Source organism: Noviherbaspirillum saxi (assembly GCF_003591035.1).
Taxonomy (GTDB): domain Bacteria; phylum Pseudomonadota; class Gammaproteobacteria; order Burkholderiales; family Burkholderiaceae_D; genus Noviherbaspirillum; species Noviherbaspirillum saxi.
In genome coordinates, this window is sequence record NZ_QYUO01000003.1 from 1,191,257 (window position 1) to 1,208,040 (window position 16,784).

The window sequence follows — 16,784 nt, forward strand, 5'->3', positions numbered from 1 at the left end:
AGGCCGAGGCCTTGCGCGCATTTTTGACGCAGTATCGGCGCAATTGTCGTCGTCTTTTATTCAACGAATTTAGGAAACAGGACACTAAGTGTCTAGTGAAGCCGGGAACCCGGAATGAATTGATTCGCGCGTCTCACACACACGCGGATCATTCAACAGGAACTGGACCAAGGCGGCTGTGTAAGATGGAAGCTGTTGACCAGCCTGAAGAATCAGGTTGAGTTCACGCAGTGCCCATGGCTCATTCAACCGCACCTGTGCCACCCTCTTTGCACGCAGTGCCTCAATGGCTACGCTTTGGGGTACCAGGGCGATTCCGACTCCTTCCGAGACCAGTGTCAGAACCGCGTCAAAACTGTGTGCGTGAATGCGTACGTTGGGGTGTTTACCTGCTCGCTGTGCGACCTCTTGAAGGAACAGGTAATTACTGCTGGTTCTGTCCATCGATACAAAATCAAAGTCTAGGGCCGCCGCAAACCGAATTACCTTCTCCCGGCACAAGGGATGTCCAGTCGGCAGCACGAGAATGAGTACGTCTGTTGCATAGCGGACAACCTCTACTCCATCCGCTTCCACCGCACCTGCCAAAATTCCGATGTCTGCTTCGCCTGCAGCGATTGCGGCCGGAATGACTTTGCTCGCACGTTCGTCGAGATCAATATTGACATTGGGATTGCCAATCAGAAATCCACTGACGGCGGGAATAATGAAGCCGTTCAGTGAACTGCTGTTGGCAAGAAGGCGAATTTGCCCCTTTAAACCGGCGGAATAGCGGCCTACCTCGTCGTGCATCCTCTCGACGCCCAGCAACAGTCCCCGCACGTGGCGAGCAAGTGTCTCGCCTGCAGGCGTCAAATCCATTCCGCGCGCAGTCCTCAGAAAAAGTTGTGTGCCTATTGCCTGCTCGAGGTTCTTCAGCCTATAGCTAGCCGAGGACGCTGTGATATGCAGGCTTGATGCACCTGCCGAAAGATTTCGCGCTTCCGCAATGGCAAGGAAGAGCCTGAGATCGGTGAGTTCGTATCGCATAGGGCCCTGTGACAGTGAGAAATGCGAGGCCAAAGGTGAGTGTAACAGTTTGATGCGTACGAGACTTAAGGACGTTTTCGTGCCGAGAACACTCCGCTTGCCTTCAGGATACAGCATCCGTCTACCATGAGACGACATTCGGCAAACGAAAGCTTTCCCCCTCGCTTTTGCACCGAGACATGGGCCTCCAGCCAGTCCCCGGCATGAGCTGGGGCCAAGAAATCGAGGGACATATGGACAGTGACGATAGGATGCTGGCCAGCGCCGGAGACGTTAAAGCCTAATGCATTGTCGGCCAGCGTCGCCAGCATGCCGCCGTGCGCGATGCCGTGCATATTCGTATGAATGGAGCTCACACGTAGGGCAAGCACGGTCGCGTTATCCTGCCCCGGCCGCTGGTACAGCGGCCCCATGACGGACATGAAAGGACTTGCAGGTACGAATGGCGTATAGCCGGGAGGCACATCAGCCGTAACGATAGCGTCCATTGAGTAGCCTTTTCTTGGATTTATGTTGCCGCTACTTTACGCCGCAACAAGTATTTCTGCGTTCCATCCATCACCAGTTCACCCTTCTGATTGTGTACTGTGGATTTCATCGTGAGCACTCCCGTGGTTCTGCCTGGAACCAACTCTGCGACTTCTAGTGCCGAGTACAGCGTGTCGCCTACATACACCGGCTTTAGGAAGCGACTTGATTGTTCGATGAATGCCTTGAGCGATGCTTCCGTCATGTGCGGGAAAAGGCCGGCGCCCGCTGCGGTCTGGATCGCTATTTGAAAGCCGTGAGCCAGCATGTGCGGCATGCCTAATGCACGACAGTATTCAACGTCGTAGTGGATCGGATGATTGTCGCCGCTGGCAAGTTGAAACGCCGCGAACATCGCGTCGGTCATCGTGCGTGACGGAAGGCGGAAGACTTCTCCCACAACAAAGTCGTCGAAGTAACGTTGCTCACACATCTGAAAGTTGAGCGGATCGAATGTTGTTTTATCTGTCATGTTCTTCGCAGAAGCTGAAATGAATTGGAGGAGTGATGAGCTCTATCGCAATATGCAAGCCGCTTACAGAACCCATCTTTCGTTTGCAGCGCTAGGACTTATTCAACCGTGATTTGGGATTCCTTCACTACCTTACCCATACGCGTATGTTCATCCTTGATAAACCTGGCGAATTCTTGCGGACTGGTTGGGTGAGGAATGATGCCCATTTCGAGTAGCTTTTTTTGCAGAACGGGATGGGCCAGGTCCTTCGCAAGCTGAGCATTGACTTTGTTGACAACAGCGGCAGGCGTGCCCTTCGGGAAAAGCATCCCGATCCAAAAGCCGGCTGGAATCGTGGGAAAGCCGGACTCGGCGAGTGTCGGCGTGTTGGGGAATTGTTCCAAACGTTTACGCGATCCAACTGCCAGTATTTTCAACTTCCCAGCGTTGATTAACTGCTGAGTTACAGCCACGTTATCAAACATCACGTCCACATTTCCGGCAACCAGGTCGGTAAGTGCCTTTACACTGCCAGGGTAAGGCACATGGACCAGGTCGATCTTGGTCTCCTGTTTTAAAGCTTCCATTGCCAGATGAGAACTGGTGCCGTTACCAGTTGAAGCGTGATTCAACTTGCCGGGATTGCTCTTCGCGCTATTTACCAGCGATTTGATGTCGTTGAACGGCTTGCTCGGATTGACAACCAGAGCCAGCGGCACTTCAGCAACTAGTGAGATCGGTTCGAAATCTTGCAGTGGATTGAACGGGAATTCCTTGAACAGATGGGGGTTGGTCACCAAGCCGCCGGACGCTGCGAGGATCATGGAATGACCGTCGGGTGCCGAACGCGCCAGTGCATTCAGCGCGATGGTGCCGCCCTGTCCTGGGCGATTCTCGATAATTACCGGTTGCCCAAACGCAGCACTCATGCGTTCCGCCAGCAGCCGCGCAACCAAGTCGGTTGCTTGGCCGGCGGGGAAGCCGACCATCATCTTGATCACTTTATTTGGATACGTGGCCGGCGCTTGAGCGTGCGCAGAGGCAATCGTGACGCCAGCAAAGAAAGCAACGGGCAAAACAAGACGCATGAGTCTCCGGATATGTAATTTTGTCATTCCTATTTCTCCAATGGGGAATTCAAATGGCCTTGCAAAGCTGCCGATTGCCGCAAGTGACGCCTCACGTTCATCTGTGCGTTAAACGGACCGCCGCGCTTTCTGATCGGCCCGCCCTTCAAGTCCTGATGCCCTTGGGACTGGCCAGATGAAGAATGGGCATTGCGACGACTATCATCAGGTTTAACGGGCCATATGTCCAAGACTGATTTTTGATGCCATGTATAATACAAACCATATAGCAGCCAAACTCCGCTGCGACTTTTATTGCAAAAACAGCCATGGCAATCGATCTACGAAGCATGCGAAGTTTTGTGGCGGTGGCATCCGCCGGCTCGATTTCACGGGCCGCCGAGCATCTGCATATTGCACAGCCGGCACTTAGTCTTCAGATTAAGAACATTGAAGAACATCTTGGTGCGCAACTATTTGAACGCACCACCAAAGGGGTAACGCCGACGGCTGCCGGTCAGCGCTTTCTAGTCCATATCATTGACATCCTCAAACGTGTCGATGTCGCGTATGAGGATGTACGTGAAGCGGTCAACGAGCCTACGGGCCGCGTGGCCCTTGGTCTTTCGCATTCGATGAGTAAGATCCTGACCATCCCGCTCGTTTCGGCGATCCTCCGTCGCTGGCCAAAGATCCAGTTCCAGATGATTGAGATGAGTACGGGCTATATTCCTGAACACCTTGTCAACGGCCGTCTCGATCTGGGTCTTACCTTCAATAGCGAGGAAGCGACTGGTATTCGATACACGCATCTCGTGGACGAAGAGCTAGTTCTCGTCACTTCGTCATCGCAACGACGGGCGGCGCTGGGCAGCGACGCCGCTAGGCGCAGACAGGTCAGGTTGAAAGAGTTGTTGCGCTTCCCGATGATCTTGCCGACGGCTGCGCACAGCCTGCGCAACTGTATTGATCAATCGCTGATGAGGCATTCCCTTACGCTCCCGGTAGTCGCGGAAGTCAATACCATCCCTCAGCTAATCGAGCTTGCCGCGCAAGGATTAGGGTCCACGATTGTGTCATATGCTTCTGTCGCTGCCGAGCATGCTGCCGGCCGAATAGAGGTACTGCGGATCAGTGATGAACGCCTGTTCCGACCCGTCTACCTTTGTCGCTCTGCGACTGCGCCACTGTCGATTGCCACCGCACTCGTTCAGGAGCTGATTATAAGCACAGCAACGGAGATGATTCGGTCAGGGGAATGGCCAACGGGTTTTAAGTCGCACTAGTCGTGGCGACGTCCGATGGGGAGTGTTAAAAAGGCAGGGGTTTCCTTTCCACCCCTGCGCAAAGAAGCTCCAGAAAACGACTTATATGCTCCGGCAACTCGCTCATCTTATTGTTGTATGCAGCAAGATTCTGCGAGAGATCACCATTGATTACCGCACACCGGACTTGGGCAAGCAGTTGTACTCCACGCGGCGTCCAACGCATCTGCTGTCGTTTGCACATGCGTGCATTGACGACCTGGTTGACTGGCGATTCCGCCTTGGCCGTTGAAACCGGCTTGTCTTCCCTCTTCCGCCTTGCATAAGCAATCACGGAGTTCTTGTTGCCTTCGATGTAGGACCAGAGATCTCGCAGTCGGTAGTTGAGATGGCTCAATCTATCCCCAAAGGCTGGGCTTTCCGGGAAAATAATCCGGCATAGCATTAGATAGTGTCGTCACAAGATTTCCATCCATAAGGCAAGGCAACGAATATGGACAGCGGCTAGAAACGAGGCCGCGTTCTTGGCATAGCGCGTGGCGACGCCACGCCAGCGCTTGAGATGGAGAAAAGCGTTTTCCACCAAGTGCCGTAACCTGTAGAGATCCTTGTCATACTGCCGCTGCGCTTTCCGATTCTTGCGCGGCGGGATCTGGGCTTGCATCCCCTGGCCGCGTGCTTGCTCCACAATGGCATCGCTGTCGTAACCCTTGTCGGCCAGCAGATGCCCGGCATCCATGCCCTCAATCAGTTTTCCAGCCTGTGTGCAATCTGCAATGGAACCTGATGTAACAAGCACTCTGACCGGCATACCATGCGCATCCACGGCCAAATGTATCTTGGTGTTGAGCCCCCTTTTGTGCGCCCTATGTCCTGATTGCCGCCCCGGGCTCCCGCGGCGTGCGCATGCACCTTGATGTGACTGGCATCGATCATCAGCCATTCAAAGTCAGGTTCGGTGATCAGTGCTTCCAGCAATCCTTCCCACACCCCCCGGTCGCGCCACCGGCAAAAGCGCCGATGGGTGTTCTTCCAGTCCCCGTAATCCGACGGAAGATCCCGCCAAGGCGCTCCTGTGCGCAAAATCCAAAAGACGGCATTGATGAATTGCCGGTTGTCTCGCGCTTTCCCTCCCCAGGCACCTTCCCGCCCAGGCAAACGCGGTTCGAGCAATTCCCACACACGATCGGACAGGTCATGGCGGCGATGGGCTGCGATAGTCATTCAAGATCCTGCACCGTTGAAACGCTTCATTATCGCAAATTTATTGAATCTCGTGACGACACTATCTAGTGTAGTGCTTTCGAAATCATTGAACTATGTTCCCTGCGCGTTGCCATAACATCATTCTTTGAGCGGAGCGAATGATGAACGAGGCCACGACGATCAAGTTGAGCGGTGAACAGCGCAGTGAACTGGAGCGCCGCGTGAGGTCGCAGACGATCGATGCGCGGGCTGCCCGGCGCGCACGAATCGTTTTGCTGGCGGCTGACGGCGTGGGCAATCATGAAATCGCCCGGCGCATGGAAATCAGTCGGGGCCAAGTCATCGCGTGGCGTCGCCGGTTCGCGCAAGGCGGCGTCGCCGCCATTGACGGCGACCTGCCGCGCAGCGGGCGCAAACGGCGGATTGACGCCGCCGAGATCGTGCGCCTGACCACGCAGACGGCGCCGAAAGGCGCGACGCACTGGAGCACGCGCACCCTCGCGGCGGAGATGGGCATATCCGACACGACGGTCCACAAGGCATGGAAAGCCCATGGCCTCAAGCCGCATCTGGTCGCCACGTTCAAGGTTTCCCGCGACCCGAGATTCGCGGAGAAGCTGGAAGACATCGTCGGGTTGTACCTCAGTCCGCCGGAGCATGCGCTGGTGTTGTGCTGCGACGAAAAAAGCCAGGTGCAGGCGCTCGATCGCACGCAGCCGGGACTGCCGTTGAAAAAAGGCAAAGCCGCGACGATGACCCACGATTACAAGCGGCATGGCACGACCACGTTGTTTGCGGCAATGTGCACGCTCGACGGCGCCGTCATCTCGCGCTGCGCGCAACGGCATCGCCATGGCGAGTGGCTGGACTTCCTGCGTCAAATCGATCGGGAAACGCCGAAGGAAAAGGAACTGCATCTGATCTGCGACAACTATGCCACCCACAAGCATCCCACCGTGCGGGCGTGGCTGGAGAAGCATCCGCGCTTCCATCTGCACTTCACTCCCACCTCCGCCTCCTGGCTCAACATGGTCGAACGCTTCTTCCGCAGCCTGTCGACCGATCGTCTGGAGCGCGGCGTGTTCAGGAGCGTGCCCGAACTGATTGCCGCCATTGACGAGTACATCGCTGTGCATAATGAAAATCCCAAACCCTTCGTCTGGACTGCCAAGTCCAATGACATCCTGCAAAAAGTCATTCGCGCCAACCGCCGCCTTGGTTCAAAGAAAAACGAAGCACTACACTAGCATTACGCTTGATGGTTATGCTGCCTCCCACCGGGCAGTACGCGAACTCGCAGCAGAGAATCCCATGCTGGAAAAGACCAAGCTACGGTCGTCGAAATACCTGAATAACATGGTCGAGCAGGACCACCGGAACGTGAAGTTGCGCATTGTGACCATGCTTGGTTTCAAACAGTTCAAGTGCGCCGCCTCTATGTGGGCAAGCCGTGCGCTTCGCTTGCCCCCTCTCCAGCAGAAATAAATCCACATCAACCGCGCGATGCGCGTGCGCTAAACGCAATCCGGACGGCCCGGCAAAACGGCCCGAAAACGCGGTTGCAAAAACACGAAAAATCCCGCATTCTTCACCCTCGTTCGAGCCCCGAAATCGGCCTCTTCAAAGTGGCGCCGTTATGCCGAATATCGGTAGCACCAATGTGCCGAATAGTGACAACATGCTCCGGTGTACGCGAGATCGGCATTATTTGGAATATTTCTCCAAGGGAATTCTTATGGCAGCGATCTCACCCAGTCCCATTCAAAGCTTGCAATTGGCTCGACGCGCATTGGCGGAGGATGCCCCTCTGCCCGACGGTGTACTGCCGGCCCACCTGCAACGTTCCTGGGAGCGGACACGGGCGGCCGGAATGCGGCCGGACGATCAAGCGCTGTTTCATCATGCCGTCAGCTACGAGGAGATGTCCCGGATACGGGAAGCGCACCACGCACTGATTGAACTGGCGATGGGTGATCTGGAGGCGCTGTGGCGTTCGATGAGGTCGCCGCATTGGGTGATTCTGCTCACGAACACCGATGGCACGATCGTGCATTCCATCGGTCATCACGAGCTTGCGCCCCGGGAGCTCCGGCTTCCGCTGCGTTGCGGGCGCCGCTTGCTCGAACGCGAGATTGGCACGAATGCCCCCGCGATCGTGACCCGGGAGCCGGCTGCCATTGAAGTCCGTGGGGGTGAGCACTTTCTCGACGAATTGCATCGTTTCTCCTGCGCGGCCGCGCCCATCTTCGACCTGAATGGGCAACTTGCGGGGGTGTTGGATGTCACCGGTTTCGATGCGCCGAGAGATGCTCGCGTTTTCAATCGTGTGCGTATGGCGGCCCTGTCGATCGAATCACGCATGTATGAACAAGCGAAGACCGGATTTTTGATTTCATTGCACGAAGACCCGCGCTTCATTGGGACGCCTGTACAGGGTTTGGTGCTGGCCCGGGAAGACGGCGTTGTGATGTCCGCGAACCGCGCGGCGGCGGACATGCTGGGAATCCAAGGCACCGATTTGCGTTCAGCCCTGCACTTGAGCCAAGTGTTCGATCAGGAATCGCTGCAACGTCTGCGGGACATCCGGGCGCCGCGGGAGCGTGGGATTGGCGCGACTATGCCCGGGTCCATCCATGCCGTCAATGGGGCGCAGTTTTATTGCGATGTCAAAGCCCTGTCTGGTGCTTCAAAGCGCGGGTCAAGCAGCGCGCGGCAACAATTACGCGGCCCGGATCCCCAATGGCAGACGGAATTCGAGCGAGCCAGTCGCGTCTTCGCCCACGGACTTCCGGTCCTGTTACAGGGTGAAACGGGCACTGGCAAGGAATGGTTTGCCCGAGCGCTGCATGAGACGCATCGGCCTGGCAAGCCGTTTGTGGCGATCAACTGCGCTGCACTGGCCGAAGGCGTCGCGGAGGCAGAACTGTTCGGGCATGTCGAAGGGGCGTACACCGGAAGTCGCAAGGGTGGTGCTAGCGGGCAGCTGGAGCAGGCTCACGGCGGAACGCTGTTTCTGGATGAAATTGGCGACATGTCTGCCACTTTGCAGACCCGGTTGCTGCGCGTCCTCCAGGAACGAAGCGTGACCAGGCTCGGGGCATCGAAAGAGCTGAAACTGGACGTCCTCGTCGTGTCAGCAACGCATCGGGAGCTGGCAGAACTGGTTTCCGCGGGAAAGTTTCGTGAGGATCTCTATTTCCGTTTGAACGGCCTCAAGGCCCGTCTGCCCGCGCTGCGTGAGCGTCAGGATTTCGACGCCCTCATTGACGAATGCGTGGACGAGACCGCCATCGATGGTCGGCCGGCGCGTTTGCCAGGCGACGTACGCCGTCTTCTGCAAGCCTACACGTGGCCGGGAAACCTGCGCCAACTTCGGCATGCATTGCACGTGGCCAGTTTGCTGGCAGGACCAGGCGGGGAGATCAGCGTCTACATGTTGCCCGAGGAGCTTCGTGCCACCGGAGGCGCGGCAAAATCCGCGAAAGAAGTTGTCACGCAGGCCTCCTCCAGCCACGATGCGCACAACAGTAATCCGATCCAGTCGCGCGATGTGGTGCATCGTGAATGGATCATGCGGGCGCTGGCTGAGCACGATGGCAACATCAGCGCTGCAGCAAAGGCCTTGGGTATTTCGCGCACGACGCTCTACAAATACCGTGGCCACTGAAGCGCAATGCTCAGCCTTTTGTACAGTAACTGAACATGGAATTGCTCATCGAATCGTTCTAAAACTGGACATCTACGGCTGCGCTGAACAATCAGCAGCCTATGAGGGCCTCTTGCCAAAAACGAATACTTAGCCATCATTGCCCAGTGACTCACAGCGGAATCGGCCGCCTGCGGAGGCGAATTAAACCGGGAATTCCCTGACTGGTCTGTATCTTGCATATTGTCTGCTCCCGGGCATGTGACCCAACAACCAGCAGGAGACAGCAATGAGCAATATTCCCTATGCAATGACAATCGATGGCCAGCGCGTGTTCGCTACCGAAGTCGCTACCGCAATCAACCCGGCCACTGAGACACCGATCTGCGACTACCCGCTCGGCACCCGCAAGCAGCTTGACGCCGCCGTCGAAAGCTCCCACCGCGCCTTCCTTGGTTGGAGGGTCACCGACCTGCGGGAACGCCAGCAGATGGTGAGCAAGCTCGGCGACGTCATCGAGCACAACTACGAGGCGTTCATCCGTCTGCTCATAACGGAACAGGGCAAGGGACGTGCAGCCGCTGAATGGGAAATAGGCGGGTCGATTCACTGGCTTCGTGAGATCGCCAAGCAGTCGCTGCAAGAGGAAGTCGTTGAAGACAAAGACGGCAACCGCATCATCACGCGCTACACACCGATTGGTGTGATCGGCGCTATCACACCGTGGAACTTCCCGCTGCTCTTGGCCGTGTGGAAAATTGCCCCCGCCCTGGTGGCCGGCAACACGATGGTGGTCAAGCCCTCGCCCTACACGCCGCTGTGCACGCTGTGGTTCGGCGAGCTTGCCCAGTCCGTCTTGCCGCCAGGCGTCTTGAACGTGGTTTCGGGCGGCAACGAGCTGGGCCAATGGATGACGGAGCACCCCGACATCGGAAAGATTGCATTCACCGGCTCCACCGATACCGGCAAGAAGGTCATGCAAAGCGCATCGATCAACCTCAAGCGCGTGACCCTGGAACTCGGCGGTAACGATCCCGCAATCGTGTTGCCCGATGTCGATCCCAAGAAGATTGCCAAGGATCTCTTCTGGGCATCGTTTGCCAACAGCTCGCAGTTTTGCGTGGCTTGCAAGCGCCTGTATATCCACGAAGACGTATACGATGACGTGGCACGAGAACTGGTGGCGTACGCAAAGACCGTGAAGGTGGGAAATGGCATTGACGTAGGGGTGGAACTCGGGCCGCTGCAAAACAAGATGCAATACGAAAAGGTCTGCAATCTGCTGCAAGATTGCAAGGACCGTGGCCTCAAGTTCCTGCTGGGCGGCGAGGTGTCTCACGGCACACCGGGGTACTTCATTCCGGTGACGCTGATCGACAATCCGCCCGAAGATTCGCGCTGCGTTGTGGAAGAGGCATTCGGCCCCGTGCTGCCGCTGTTGAAGTACCGTGATATCGATGAAGTAGTGGCCCGCGCCAATGCCACCATCTATGGTCTGGCAGCATCCGTGTGGGGGCAAGATACGGTGAAGGCTGAAAAGATTGCGCAACGCATTGAGGCCGGAACTGTCTGGATCAACCAGATACACACTTTCGCTCCGAACATCGCTTTCGGTGGGCACAAGCAGTCTGGCGTTGGCATCGAGAACTCACTTCATGGGCTCGCCGAGTATGCGAACACACAGACGATGATGCGCAAGGCCCTGGCCTGACCGACAAGGGAGAATTTCCATGAAAGCATCCATTGGAGAATTGATCGTCGGAGCAGCCGGTCGTTTTGGGGACAAGACGGCTTTGATCTTCGAGGGGAAAACCTGGTCGTTTCGTGAAATCGAGCACGCCTCGTCAAAGTTTGCGTGGCACCTTCAAGCACTTGGCATCAAGGCCGGCGACACGGTGGCCTTGTATTCGCCCAATTGCCCCGAATGGATCATTTCCTACTACGCCGTGCTAAGAATGGGGGCGATCGTCAATCCGCTTAACCTCATGCTCACGCCACAGGAGGCGGCGTTCGCCATGGGTGACTGTGGTGCCGTGGCGGTCGTTGGCACGGCAGAGAAGATTGCTGCACTGACTCCGCTCCTCGGTCAAACGCGCTTGCGTCACACCATTGCCTATGAGGGGGCGAACGCGAAGGGGGCCCTGGACTTTCACGGCTTGCTGGCATCAGCGAGAAGCGACTTTCAGGCCCCTGCGATTGAACCATCGCAGACAAGCACGGTGGCCTATACATCCGGCACCACCGGGCACCCCAAGGGCGCGGTGATTTCTCACCGGGCGATCCTGATGAACACGGCGATGACGGCGACCATGCACGTTCGCACGGCCAGTGATACGGTGGTCAGTGCGCTGCCTCTTTCTCACGTCTATGGCAACATCGTCATGAACGCGGCGATGGCTTATGGCATGACCTTGGTGCTGCACCGGACATTCGATGTGGAGCGTGTCTTGCAAAGCGTCCAGGACCACCGTGCAACAATGCTGGAGGGCGTTCCCACCATGTACATGTACATGCTGAATTCACCTCGCCTGCGGGAGTTCAACATGTCTTCCCTGACGCGTTGCACGGTGGGTGGGCAAACGATGCCCGAAGCGAAGATGCGCCAGGTCGAGGATGCGTTTGGATGCCCCCTTATCGAGTTGTGGGGCATGACGGAGTTGGGCGGACTGGGCACCACGCACAGCTTGTACGGCTCCCACAGACTGGGGTCCATTGGCATTGCCTTGCCGCACCTGGAGGCGCGGATCGCTGCGCCTGATGACCCCCACCGGGCTGTGGCCTCCGGTGAAATCGGAGAACTGCAGATCCGCGGCGCAATGACGATGCGCGAGTACCTTGGCCGCCCTGAAGCAACGAAGCAAGCTTTGGAGCCCGATGGGTGGCTGCACACGGGCGACCTCGCGCGGATGGACGACGAAGGCTATATCTATATCGTCGATCGCCTAAAGGACATGATCATCACGGCGGGGTTCAATATTTACCCGGCCGAAATCGAACGGGTGATTGCACAACGTCCCGACGTGGCGATGGTCGCGGTAGGCAGCATGGCCGACGAGAACAAGGGAGAACTGGCAAAGGCCTATGTCGTTCCGCGCCAAGGCGCGCTCCTGGATTTGGTCGCGCTCGAAACGCATTGCCGCGAACACCTGGCGGCCTACAAGGTGCCCAGGGCCTTCCAGATCGTAGCCGACCTGCCCAAGACGAGCAGCGGAAAAATTCTTCGCCGCGAGTTGCACACGCTCGATGAGCGCTGACGAGTGATGGCCCCATTCGAAAAACTTAGAAAACCCAAAACTTCCAACAGGAGAGAACGCAATGCCTTCCATTCAAGCTGCAGTTGTCAGAGAAAAATCCGGCCCGTTCCATATCGAGACCATTGAGCTCGACGATCCTCGCGATGACGAGGTGCTGGTCAAGATTCACGGGACGGGCGTGTGCCATACCGACCTCGTCGTTCGCGATCAGTACTTCCCGACGCCGCTTCCCGCAGTGCTTGGGCACGAAGGCGCTGGAGTGGTCGTCAAGGTCGGCGCAAAGGTGACCAAGGTGGCTCCTGGCGACCATGTGGTGCTCACCTACGCAAGCTGCGGCATGTGTGCCAACTGTCAGAAGGGCTTGTTCGGCTACTGCCCGGACCTGTACGGCCGCAACTTCACCGGGGCGCGCCCCGATGGCTCGTCTCCGTGCTGCACCAAGTCCGGAGAGCGGGTGAGCGGCTACTTTTTCGCGCAGTCGTCGTTCGGCGATCACGCACTGGCATCGCAGCGCAACGTCGTCAAGATTCGAAACGACGTTCCCATCGAAATGATGGGCCCGCTCGGCTGCGGCATTCAAACCGGAGCGGGTGCGGTCATCAATGCCTTGAAGCCCGGCGCGGGTAGCAGCATTGCCGTGTTTGGCGCAGGGTCGGTGGGCCTGGCGGCGGTCATGGCCGCGAAGGTGGTCGGATGCACGACGATCGTAGTGGTCGACCTGAATGAGAAACGCCTGACGTTGGCTCGGGAGCTTGGCGCCACGCACACGATCAACGGCGGCACGCAGGACATTGCGAAAGAGATTGCGTCGGTCACGGGGGATGGCGTGCAATTCGCGCTCGAATGCACCGGCCTGCCGAAGGTCGTGCGGCAGGCGGTGGACAGCCTTCGTCTGACGGGCATCTGCGGTGTAATTGGAGTTTCTCCATTGGGAACCGAGTTTTCGCTGGACATGAATGCGGTTCTGTTTGGGCGGACGGTGCGAGGCATCATCGAGGGAGACAGTATTCCTGACATCTTCATACCGCAACTGGTCGAATTGTGGAAACAGGGACGGTTTCCATTCGACAAGCTGATCAAGTTCTACCCTCTGTCTGAGCTCAACAAGGCAGTGGAGGACTCGGAACGGGGCGATGTCTTGAAAGCGATTGTCACACCATGAAGCTCCGGTGAACAATTGATGTTCACCATGTGTCCATCAATTGTTCAGTGAGCATTGCACTTGCCCGGGGCACCGGTGCTTAAACCGACTCTTCTGGCCGCCGAACAAGGGCATTCCCTTGTTGGCATGGCCATGCTAAATACCGAACTGGCCGTCAGGTCAAACTAACCAAAGGAGAACTTCATGCAATTTTTCCAGTCTGCAGCGATTCTGGCTACGGCGGTGCTGGCAAGCGCCTGCACCACAACGCCCCCCCCACCAACGTCCCCCGCGGCAGTCGGCGAGAGGCTCCATGGCTCGGGCTATCGCCTGGTCAATGGCTACCTTCAGAAGAGCGACTGGGTGGACAGCCTCGCCCTGCTGCCTGCACCGCCTGCCGAAGGCTCGCCCGCTATGGCCGACGATGTCGCGGCTTACCACAGGTTTATCGCGCTGCGGGGCACACCACGTGACGCGATCGCCACGAGAGACGCGAAACTCAGCTTTGCGAAGGCCGAAGAAACCCCCTTCTCCTGCGCACTGGGCATCCCGATCTCGGAAGAAGCCACGCCGCACGTGAACATCCTGTTGCGCCGCGTGCTGACCGATGCGGGCACCGCGACTTTCGGCGCGAAGGACCACTACAAGCGCACCCGCCCCTTCATGGCGTTCAAAGGGCACAGCTGCACGCCTGACGAAGAGCATGTTCTGACGAAGGACGGTTCGTACCCGTCGGGCCACTCGTCCGCTGGCTGGGCCCAGGCGCTCGTTCTGGCCGAGATCGCGCCCGACCGCCGCGATGCCCTGCTTCAGCGCGGGCGTGCCTATGGACAGAGCCGGGCGATCTGCGGCGCGCATTGGAAGAGCGACATCGTGGCCGGCCGCATGATTGGCGCCGCCATGGTGGTGAAATTGCACAACAACCCACAGTTCATGGCGCAACTCGAGGCCGCACGCGGCGAGATCGCAAAGGCCCGTGCTGCGGGCAGTAAACCCACGAGCGACTGTGCGACGGAAGCGGCTGCGCTGACGACAACGAGCAAGCTGGAGCCATGAGCCTGACGCTGTCAGCGGCACGTTCCTCCGTGCCGTTGACAGTGTGGAGTGCTGGCGCCGACCAGTGGATGGACGCCCCGCTCGTAACGGCATCAATGAGCACGATGCCGCTGCTCCCGAAGCGAGGCCCAATGAACATGCACTGTCCACCATTTAGGATGCGGCGCTTCTATAGATCCAGGCTGAGCGCCGCCACCGGCTTCCAGCAAGCGATTAAATGACCGCATTGCACGCTGTGCGCTTCCGGGAAGCTTCAGCAGACGCATGTCATGGTGCAGCCCGAGAATGAGTCCGTAGATCTCGTACACCAGCATTTCCGCATCGAGCTTCGCGGGTAAATGACCAAGCTCGATAGCCGTCTTTATGTAATGCAGCAGCCATGCTTGCCAATCCTTGATCATCGCTACCAGCACATCCCGAACGGCGCCGGAGCGATTCTCGTATTCGGCCGCAGCGCTGATATAGATACTTCCGATGCCGGAATCATCGGCTTCAAACTGCACCCAGCGCATGAAAACTTCTGTCAGCCGCGGCAAGCCCGCGTGTTCCTCCAGGCCTGGATGAAACACTGCCCGTTCAAATTGCACACGGTACAGTTTTAGCGCTTCTATCAACAGTTTTTCGCGTGAGCCAAAGCGTGCGAAAACACCGGTCTTGCTCATTTTCATTTCATCGGCAATGGCGCCGATTGTCAGTCCTTCCAGGCCCGTGCGCCGGGCCATTGAAAGTGCGCACCGGAGGATCAGTGCGCTGGTCGCTTCGCCTTTGGTTGGAAGCTTCTCTGAGTAGACTTTTGAATTCATGCCGTACTGGAACTCTTGCGCCCTACCCGGTTGCCGACGTTCTTGCGCCAATGCTCGAACTCGGGCTCGAAGCAGTTCACTTCCAGATCGATAATCTTCTCTTGCAAATAAGCCTGCGCATCGCGAATCGCCAGGTTGTAGATACTAGGCGCAATCTCATCCAGAATGAATTGCAGCAGCAAGCCTGCCTTCAGGTCGCCAATAGGATCGTCCATGTTCTCGCGCCAGTAGCGCTGGATCGAGTCCGCCATTTGCTGCTGCGCATCCTTGGGCAGTTTGCCGATATCCATCAAGCTGCCTTGCGTTCACGCGCCATCGTCAGCGCCGTATCCTCGATCATGTCTTCTTGCCCGCCTACCATGCCGCGCCTGCCTAGCTCGACCAGGATTTCGCGCGCGGAGATGCCGTACTTGGCTTCCGCTCGTTTGGCAAACAAAAGAAACGACGAATACACGCCCGCATAACCAAGCGTCAGCGCATCGCGGTCGATACGGATAGGATGGTCCATGATCGGCACCACCAGGTCTTCCGCGACATCGGAAATGCCGAATACGTCGACGCCGGTTTCGATGCCCATGCGGGCGCATACGGCGACCAACACTTCCATCGGCGTATTTCCGGCGCCGGCGCCGAGGCCTGCAGCGGCCGCATCGATGCGGCGCGCGCCATATTCAATGGCGACCAGCGAGTTGGCAACACCCATCGCCAGATTATGATGGCCGTGGAAACCGATCTCGGTTTCCGGCTTCAATTTTTCGCGCAGCAAACCGATGCGTGCGCGTATATGCTCTGGCAGCATGTAGCCGGCGGAGTCGGTCGCATAAATGCAGTTGGCGCCGTAGGATTCCATCAGGCGCGCCTGTTCCAGCAGCTTTTCAGGCTCCGCCATATGCGCCATCATCAAAAAGCCGACGGTATCCAGCCCCAGTTTGCGTGCCAGGCCGATGTGCTGTTCAGACACGTCCGCTTCGGTGCAATGGGTGGCGACACGAATAGTCGCAACGCCGCAGTCATGCGCCATATGTAAGTGGTCGATGGTCCCGATTCCTGGCAACAGCAAGGCCGAAGCACGTGCGTTCTTCAACAGAGGAATCACGCCGCGCAGGTATTCCTCGTCGCTATGCGCGGGAAAACCGTAGTTCACCGATGCGCCGCCCAGTCCATCGCCGTGCGTGACTTCGATCAGTGGCACGCCGGCGCGGTCCAGGCCGGTGGCGATATCCTGCATTTGCTTGAGGGTGATCTGGTGCCGCTTCGGATGCATGCCGTCGCGCAATGACATGTCATGCAACAGGATTTTCGTTCCGCGCAAATTGTTTTCCATGTTTCTTTCCT

General features: G+C 57.6%; 16 protein-coding genes and 1 pseudogene. 8 read left to right on the top strand and 9 right to left on the bottom strand.

Going from position 1 to position 16,784, the window contains the following annotated elements; all coding sequences use genetic code 11:
• Nucleotides 1-84: 84 nt before the first annotated feature.
• The 4 genes from D3871_RS28475 to D3871_RS28490 all read right to left on the bottom strand — a co-directional run bounded on the left by D3871_RS28475 (nucleotide 85) and on the right by D3871_RS28490 (nucleotide 3,126).
• A complete protein-coding gene (locus tag D3871_RS28475; protein WP_119772449.1) occupies nucleotides 85-1,029 on the bottom strand; it encodes a LysR substrate-binding domain-containing protein in 945 nt (314 codons plus the stop codon).
• A gap of 65 nt (nucleotides 1,030-1,094) precedes the next feature.
• Nucleotides 1,095-1,517: a PaaI family thioesterase gene (locus D3871_RS28480; protein WP_119772451.1), complete on the bottom strand. Its 423-nt coding sequence runs from the start codon at nucleotides 1,515-1,517 to the stop codon at nucleotides 1,095-1,097.
• A gap of 20 nt (nucleotides 1,518-1,537) precedes the next feature.
• Nucleotides 1,538-2,029 carry a MaoC family dehydratase gene (locus tag D3871_RS28485; RefSeq protein ID WP_119772453.1) on the bottom strand — a complete coding sequence of 164 codons (492 nt, stop codon included), beginning with the start codon at nucleotides 2,027-2,029 and terminating at the stop codon, nucleotides 1,538-1,540.
• 98 nt (nucleotides 2,030-2,127) lie between these two features.
• The gene (locus D3871_RS28490) at nucleotides 2,128-3,126 is read right to left on the bottom strand and encodes a Bug family tripartite tricarboxylate transporter substrate binding protein (protein ID WP_119772454.1); all 999 of its coding nucleotides are present in this window, start codon (nucleotides 3,124-3,126) and stop codon (nucleotides 2,128-2,130) included.
• A gap of 281 nt (nucleotides 3,127-3,407) precedes the next feature.
• Here D3871_RS28490 and D3871_RS28495 point away from each other — a divergent pair, with 281 nt between their 5' ends.
• Complete coding sequence (locus D3871_RS28495) at nucleotides 3,408-4,364, top strand: LysR family transcriptional regulator (RefSeq protein ID WP_119772456.1); 957 nt, start codon at nucleotides 3,408-3,410, stop codon at nucleotides 4,362-4,364.
• 25 nt (nucleotides 4,365-4,389) lie between these two features.
• On the opposite strand, the gene D3871_RS28500 is transcribed toward D3871_RS28495, so the two are convergent.
• Nucleotides 4,390-4,740, bottom strand: a complete 351-nt coding sequence (locus D3871_RS28500) for a hypothetical protein (protein ID WP_147376938.1) — start codon at nucleotides 4,738-4,740, stop codon at nucleotides 4,390-4,392.
• Between the two features lie 60 nt (nucleotides 4,741-4,800).
• Nucleotides 4,801-5,567 (bottom strand): IS5 family transposase gene (locus D3871_RS31835; protein ID WP_119772460.1). Its coding sequence is split into 2 segments (ribosomal slippage): nucleotides 4,801-5,204 and nucleotides 5,204-5,567, totalling 768 coding nucleotides; the frame shifts between segments, so codons are not numbered across the junction.
• Nucleotides 5,568-5,710: 143 nt separating this feature from the next.
• Here D3871_RS31835 and D3871_RS28510 point away from each other — a divergent pair.
• The 7 genes and pseudogenes from D3871_RS28510 to D3871_RS28540 all read left to right on the top strand — a co-directional run bounded on the left by D3871_RS28510 (nucleotide 5,711) and on the right by D3871_RS28540 (nucleotide 14,646).
• Nucleotides 5,711-6,796 (top strand): IS630 family transposase, encoded by a 1,086-nt coding sequence (locus D3871_RS28510; RefSeq protein ID WP_119771405.1) that lies wholly within the window; start codon nucleotides 5,711-5,713, stop codon nucleotides 6,794-6,796.
• Nucleotides 6,795-7,034, top strand: a pseudogene (locus tag D3871_RS30665) (DDE-type integrase/transposase/recombinase); the annotation flags it as partial. The gene D3871_RS28510 and the pseudogene D3871_RS30665, both read left to right, overlap by 2 nt.
• Before the next feature lie 250 nt (nucleotides 7,035-7,284).
• Complete coding sequence (locus tag D3871_RS28520; RefSeq protein ID WP_158598111.1) at nucleotides 7,285-9,216, top strand: sigma-54-dependent Fis family transcriptional regulator; 1,932 nt, start codon at nucleotides 7,285-7,287, stop codon at nucleotides 9,214-9,216.
• Nucleotides 9,217-9,484: 268 nt separating this feature from the next.
• Nucleotides 9,485-10,906 carry an aldehyde dehydrogenase family protein gene (locus D3871_RS28525; RefSeq protein WP_119772463.1) on the top strand — a complete coding sequence of 474 codons (1,422 nt, stop codon included), beginning with the start codon at nucleotides 9,485-9,487 and terminating at the stop codon, nucleotides 10,904-10,906.
• Between the two features lie 19 nt (nucleotides 10,907-10,925).
• A complete protein-coding gene (locus D3871_RS28530) occupies nucleotides 10,926-12,449 on the top strand; it encodes a class I adenylate-forming enzyme family protein (RefSeq protein ID WP_119772465.1) in 1,524 nt (507 codons plus the stop codon).
• A gap of 61 nt (nucleotides 12,450-12,510) precedes the next feature.
• Nucleotides 12,511-13,611 (top strand): NAD(P)-dependent alcohol dehydrogenase, encoded by a 1,101-nt coding sequence (locus D3871_RS28535; RefSeq protein WP_119772467.1) that lies wholly within the window; start codon nucleotides 12,511-12,513, stop codon nucleotides 13,609-13,611.
• A gap of 183 nt (nucleotides 13,612-13,794) precedes the next feature.
• Nucleotides 13,795-14,646: an acid phosphatase gene (locus D3871_RS28540; RefSeq protein WP_119772468.1), complete on the top strand. Its 852-nt coding sequence runs from the start codon at nucleotides 13,795-13,797 to the stop codon at nucleotides 14,644-14,646.
• Nucleotides 14,647-14,738: 92 nt separating this feature from the next.
• Here D3871_RS28540 and D3871_RS28545 read toward each other — a convergent pair whose 3' ends face one another.
• Genes D3871_RS28545 through dmpG form a run of 3 tightly spaced genes read right to left on the bottom strand, consistent with a single transcriptional unit; the run spans nucleotide 14,739 to nucleotide 16,773 of the window.
• Nucleotides 14,739-15,449, bottom strand: coding sequence for a TetR/AcrR family transcriptional regulator (locus D3871_RS28545; protein ID WP_119772470.1), 711 nt, complete (start codon nucleotides 15,447-15,449; stop codon nucleotides 14,739-14,741).
• Nucleotides 15,446-15,739, bottom strand: coding sequence for a DUF2164 domain-containing protein (locus D3871_RS28550; protein ID WP_119772472.1), 294 nt, complete (start codon nucleotides 15,737-15,739; stop codon nucleotides 15,446-15,448). The genes D3871_RS28545 and D3871_RS28550 overlap by 4 nt, the downstream gene beginning before the upstream one ends.
• Nucleotides 15,739-16,773: a 4-hydroxy-2-oxovalerate aldolase gene (dmpG, locus tag D3871_RS28555; protein ID WP_119772474.1), complete on the bottom strand. Its 1,035-nt coding sequence runs from the start codon at nucleotides 16,771-16,773 to the stop codon at nucleotides 15,739-15,741. Before dmpG ends, D3871_RS28550 begins: the two co-directional genes overlap by 1 nt.
• Between the last annotated feature and the right edge of the window lie 11 nt (nucleotides 16,774-16,784).